At 34.7% G+C, this 6,075-nt stretch carries 2 protein-coding genes and 1 pseudogene; all 3 read left to right on the forward strand.

The genetic code is table 11. The annotated features are described in order from the left end of the window. The first annotated feature begins 252 nt into the window (after positions 1-252). On the forward strand, positions 253-2,787 hold the full coding sequence (locus AC1DJR_RS14375; protein ID WP_215576816.1) for an MrcB family domain-containing protein: 2,535 nt from the start codon (positions 253-255) through the stop codon (positions 2,785-2,787). Beyond that, positions 2,762-5,206, forward strand: a complete 2,445-nt coding sequence (locus AC1DJR_RS14380) for a restriction endonuclease-like protein (RefSeq protein ID WP_215576817.1) — start codon at positions 2,762-2,764, stop codon at positions 5,204-5,206. Before AC1DJR_RS14375 ends, AC1DJR_RS14380 begins: the two co-directional genes overlap by 26 nt. Positions 5,207-5,232: 26 nt before the next feature. After that, a pseudogene (locus tag AC1DJR_RS14385) lies at positions 5,233-5,372 on the forward strand (PD-(D/E)XK nuclease family protein); the annotation flags it as partial. Between the last annotated feature and the right edge of the window lie 703 nt (positions 5,373-6,075).

A 6,075-nucleotide genomic window follows, 5' to 3' on the forward strand; every position in this document is an offset into this window, starting at 1 on the left:
CTTCTCATATGCAGCAACAAAACGTTTATTATAGAGGATATGATGAATGAAGTTTATTGGTAAGAAAATGAATAACATCAATTAAAAAAGAGGAACATCTTATTGAGCTTGTAGTATAAGTGATAAGGGATTATTTTATTTGAAGATAGAGTTATGGAATAAGTGATATCGTTTTATTCATATGTTTTTTACTTGTAGATAGTTTGATAAAATAACAGTAATTGTAATTAAGTGTAGCTACGGGGGATAAAGATGCTAGATAAAATAATGATCGAATTTATTAATGTAAAACAGCGAATTATTAATATCGTTGATAGTAAATGTAATTGGATTACAACGATAAAAAATAATGAAATATATGTAGAAAGGGAATTTGGAATAGAAGAAGGGGTGGATTTAGAGCTTAGTGTGAATGGTGAAGAGATCCAACAGTTTTGGCGAGATTTAATAAATGTTCAAGTAGTTAATGTTATCGATTTTGCACGGGAAGAGGAACGGAATGCTTTTCTTATATCGCTATTTGCAGAATTACCTTTTGTAGAGGTAACAACGATTACTGGAGAAAAGGCTATTTCATTTAAAGAATTCAAAACTGATAACCTACCAAGTGAAAAATATGATAAAGTTATACTCTTTTTAGAAGAGATAATGAATGGTACATATAATCCAAGTACGTTACGTGAACAAACGGATGAAAATTTATATAGAGTGAAATCTAATGCACGCCAGGATTTAAGATTGTTGGGCTTTTTGAATGAATCTCATGAAATAAATAAGCTCCTATTAAATGAATATGTTCAATCGGAAGATAAAAATGTCTACATTGCCCATTTAGTTTTAAAGCAGGAATATTTCCGTCATGCTTTATTCGTTCTTGGCTTGTTAGAGAACTATTCAAAAGGTGAAAAGAAAGAAGCTCTAGTTGGTTTGGGAATGACGATGGTTCGAAATTCATTAGGGAATAACTTGATGGTTGAATCGGTGGCGAGGAAGCGTACGAATAATTTACTGGATTGGCTTGAACAAGTAGGGCTAATTAATGATGAATGGATTCCTTTTGAACAATATGTAAAAGATGATGGAGAAAAGGGCGATAGTATGGACAGTAATTTACGTGAAAAGTTTTTAACGGTTATGGATGAGTATTTACAGGCAAGAACAGAAAGATTTGCAGGTCATAAAATGGGAGCGGTTGTTAGGCATGAAATGACAACGGAAATAACGAGGTTACCATTTATTAATCATAATCAATATGTTGTTACAGGTTCAATTGGACAAGGGAATTGGGCTGCTGTTCCGTGGCTTGCGATTATGAATAAAGATATTACGACATCTACGCAAAGAGGTTATTATATCGTTTATTTGTTTAGTGAAGATATGGAGCGATTATATTTAACGTTGGCCCAAGGTGTGACGGAAACAACTAAAGAGGAAATGCAAAAAATTAAAGAAGAGATTCGCGAGCAAATACATATGTTCCACAAGGTGAAAAAAGATGACGAGATCTTCCTAGGGACAAGTCCGAAAGCGAAAGGATATGCGAATTCAACAGCGGCTTATATTGCGTACGATGCTAATAAAATGCCAAGTGAAAAAGAGTTAGTAGAAGATCTAGAAGAAATGCTTCGTTATTATGAGGGATTTATTGCTTACAAAGAGGAAGGGACGAAATATGAAATGATTTATGAGAGGAAAGAAGTGTATTTAGATCAGCAATCAATTATCGATCATGTGTCTTCTTATATTCAAAGTAAAGGTTTCTATTATGAGAAAAAGGATCTTATTAATTTCTTCCTTTCATTAAAGACGAAGCCATTTGTGATTTTATCAGGTATTTCGGGTACAGGGAAAACGAAAATTGTTCAGTGGTTTGCGGAGAGCTTAGGGGCTACGGAAGAGAATGAACAATTTACGCTTATTCCGGTTCGACCTGATTGGAGTGATAGTTCTGATTTACTTGGTTATGTGAACCTTCAAGGGGAGTTTCAAGAAAGACCGTTAATTAAGGTGCTTGAAGCCGCAGATGCAAATCCAAACAGACCTTATTTTGTAGTATTGGACGAGATGAATTTAGCTCGAGTCGAATACTACTTTAGTGACTTCTTAAGTGTAATTGAGAGCCGTAAATGGAAAGATGGGAAAATTGTTACGTCACCAGTTCTTCCAGAATCAATTGCTAATAAGCATATTACGATTCCATCAAATGTATATATTATCGGAACGGTAAACATGGATGAAACGACACATCCTTTAAGTAAGAAAGTATTAGATCGTGCGAATACAATTGAATTTAATACCGTTAACTTAGATTATTTTAATTTCTTAATGGATATGGAAGAGAAGGAAGCTGAAATTGTTTCTAATAGCTCTTTAGCAACCAAGTATCTTCATTTAAAAGAATGCTTTAAAGAAAACGAAGATCTTGTGAGAAATATCTCAACTATTTTAATAGAAATTAATAAAACACTTGAATCAGTTGGAGCTCAAGTTGGATATCGTATACGAGATGAAATTTGTTTCTATATGGCATACAACGAAAAAGGAAAGTTATTATCGTTTGATGAAGCGCTTGATTATCAAATATATCAAAAGATTTTACCGCGTCTTGCAGGGAGCGATGGACGAACAGAAGAGGTATTAAAGCAGTTGTATGTATTATGTGCAAATGAAGAATATGATAGTGGCAATAATGACGCTTCATATGCTAAATACCCTCGTTCGGCTAACAAGCTGTCTCATATGTTAAGGAGGTTCGAGTACGATGGTTTCACTTCTTTCTGGATCTAATAATGAGATAGAGCTAGTTAAGATTGAAACAGAGGAACTATCATTGACGATTAAGGGAAATCCTTATCATGAAAAATACGAGAGTTTAAAAGAATATCACGCTATGAACGCAGATGAAATGATGTATTTTCATGTAGATGGGAAGGTTGAATCCGTTTCTGTATTTGATGCGAGATTGCAGAGGCTAGACGAATGGAACGAACATCCGCCAATCTTTTTTGAAAATAGAAGTTATCAGATTGTTGTTGTTCCGAAAAATAACCAACAGCTTTCCTTTTATCATGAACATCCGGGTTTTCGAAAGCAAGTTAGTTCCATTCAAATGGGTTCACTTCATGTATTAATGGGGAATCTTTCGTTTCCAAATGAAGTAGGAAATACAACGTTTGAAATTAAAGATGATAAAGAAACTTTATTAACAGTTACATTCGAAGTTTTTCCATCAAAACTTGATTACAAGGATGATTACAGAGTTTTATTAGAAGAAGTAAATGATGAGATTTATAATTTAGCGTTTCATCTATTGAAAAGAACTTACTTAGGAGCATCTACAATTTACGCTACAAATCCATCGAAGAGTGAATTTTATCGTATTTTAAATGATTCCTTTGAACGGTTTATGAAGTCGATTTCTCATATTAAAAGACAACCGCATCATACGCTTATGACTAGGCATCAACTTGTACGAGGAGAAAAAATTCGTAAATTGGATTCTGTCGGAATAAACTATTTGCGAAAGCGACCACACTTGTTGCAAGGAGAAAACAGTATACCGACTAAAGGGATTACAGCTTATAAGGAAGTCTCTTATGACACGTTAGAAAATCGATTTGTTAAATGGATGATTCAAAGAGTCGTACATAAAATAGATGATTTACTTAAAGCGCTAGAGCCAAAGTCTAGATATACACGTGGTGTAACTGATGAAGATTTGCTGGAACGTGTAAAAAATATGAAGTATCGAATGAAAAATGAGTTGAACGATCCATTTTGGAGAGGAATCGGAAATTTGGATCGCTCAGTCTTTTCACTCGTTATCCAGATGGCGGCAGGCTATAGAGATGCATATCAAATCTTCTTAATGCTATCGCGAGGTTTAACATTACGAGGACAAATTTTCAAAATGTCGGTAAAAGATGTTGCTAGATTATACGAATACTGGACGTATTTAAAGCTTGGACAAATTCTATCAAAGAAATATATACCGCTCCATCAAGATGTTATCCAAGTTAAACAAGATGGTTTATATGTAACGCTAGATGAAAGTAAAACTGCGAAAAGAACGTTCAAACATCCAGAAACAGACGAGGTAATCGAACTTTACTTCCAGAAAAGAAACGGTGGACTGCCAACAGTTACACAAAAACCAGATACGATGCTCGCTATTGAGAAAAAGGGAAAGAGCTATCAATACCAATACATTTTTGATGCGAAATATCGAATTGATTTTGCTGAAAGCTCTCATTATAAAAGGAAATATGGCGCCCCTGGCCCAATGGAAGAAGACATTAATACAATGCACCGCTACAGAGATGCATTAGTAGTAGAACAAGAAGGGCCATTTGAACGAACAGCTTACGGAGCATACGTATTATTCCCGTGGGACCAAGAGGAAGAGTATGAGAACCATCCATTTTATAAAAGTATCGAAAAAGTAAATATCGGTGGCTTCCCGTTCTTACCAAACGCAACAAGACTAGTCGAACAATTTTTAGATCACCTTATTGAAAAGAGCCCAGAAGAAATTATAAAAGAAGGCATCCTTCCAAGAGGAACAAAAGAAGAATGGCACTCCTCACTAGAAGAAAAAGTATTAGTAGGCAGCGTGAAAACTGTAGCCGACTATGAAACATATAGGAAAGAAGGCTTATACCAGTTACCAGTCACACAACTAAAACCAGGATGGCAAGAAGCGAAGTACATAGCATTATATGCACCGAAAAAATGGCACGGAGAAAAAGGCGGAATTCAATACGTAGCAAAAATCAAACACATTCAAATGCAACAAAGCGACGAGTATGTATATTTCGAACTAGAGCCATGGAAAAAACTAGGCTGCCTCATCCGTCCAGTGGGATATGGCATTCAAACATACACAATAACAACTATGTCGTTATTAAAAGAAGTACAAGAACTCCCAGAACTATTTATGAAATCAAAAGAAGAACGAACTCTTTGGAAAACGCTGCGTCGTTTTACGAAACAGGTTAAGGTGGAGTTGAATCATCGCAATTTAGATGAGGCATCTGCTATTAAGAGTTATTATGTACAGGATGTTCAGATTTGGGTTGATTATGAGAATGGAGTTGTTATGGTGGGGAGAGATGGGCGAGTTAAAGAGGTTCCTTTGGAATTGGTTGTTGGGAGAGGTTCGGTGTTGTTTAGGGAGGTTTTAGAAGTACTAAATGTCAGGGAATAGCACTTAGATATAAAGGGGATTAAATAATGGATAAGAGGCCGAATTTATTTTCGCATGGAACAAGTGAGTTGTCGCAAGATGCTTTTATTTGTTGGTGGTGCATTCAGGTTATAAAGGAATTGATAAAGAGTTACATGAAGCTGGTATGGACTTTATTACAAAAATTTCTATACGCCTGATAAGATACGAGCGGTTATTGCGACATAAATATTGTGGCGGCCTATTGTGTTATAATTATATCTGATTTATATGCTTTATCGATAAATATAAGTGGTAAAAAGCATGCCTGGTCCTGTTAGATAAAATTTTATCATCGTGCTATGCAGGTAGGGATTCAATATTTATTGATTAGTATAAGAAGAAGTTCTATTTGGATGAATAATAAATGATGAGGGATTTCACTTGTCCTAAAATATTTCCCTAATATATCAATCTTCAGAGTGTTTAAAAGGATAACAAGGCGAAACTGGTATTTATGCTCCTAGGTTATTGATCTATTGAGTCGCTAAAGTGGTATCACCAGCAAATAGAATAGGCCGATCAAATGAAGGAGCATATGAGCAATTAGATGTTTAGAGGCATATGGGGATCTGATATTATAAGTAATAAGAAGATCCTAATGTATACTAATACATCGTTCAGAATTTGGCAAAACTTTATCAGAGATTATTTTATCCAATAGTGAAGTGTTTGCAAGTATTATGAATTATATCGTTAGTTACAATTTATTGGCGGATGTATGATTCTGAGAAATATGATTTAGAAACTCAGAGATAGCATTAGTCATTGACATATCAATATTTATAGAGGGAGTATACAGAATGTTACAAGACAACTTGAAATATAATGAAGAAGTAAAGTCTAATACG

It is taken from the genome of Bacillus sp. 05T31 (assembly GCF_056396725.1).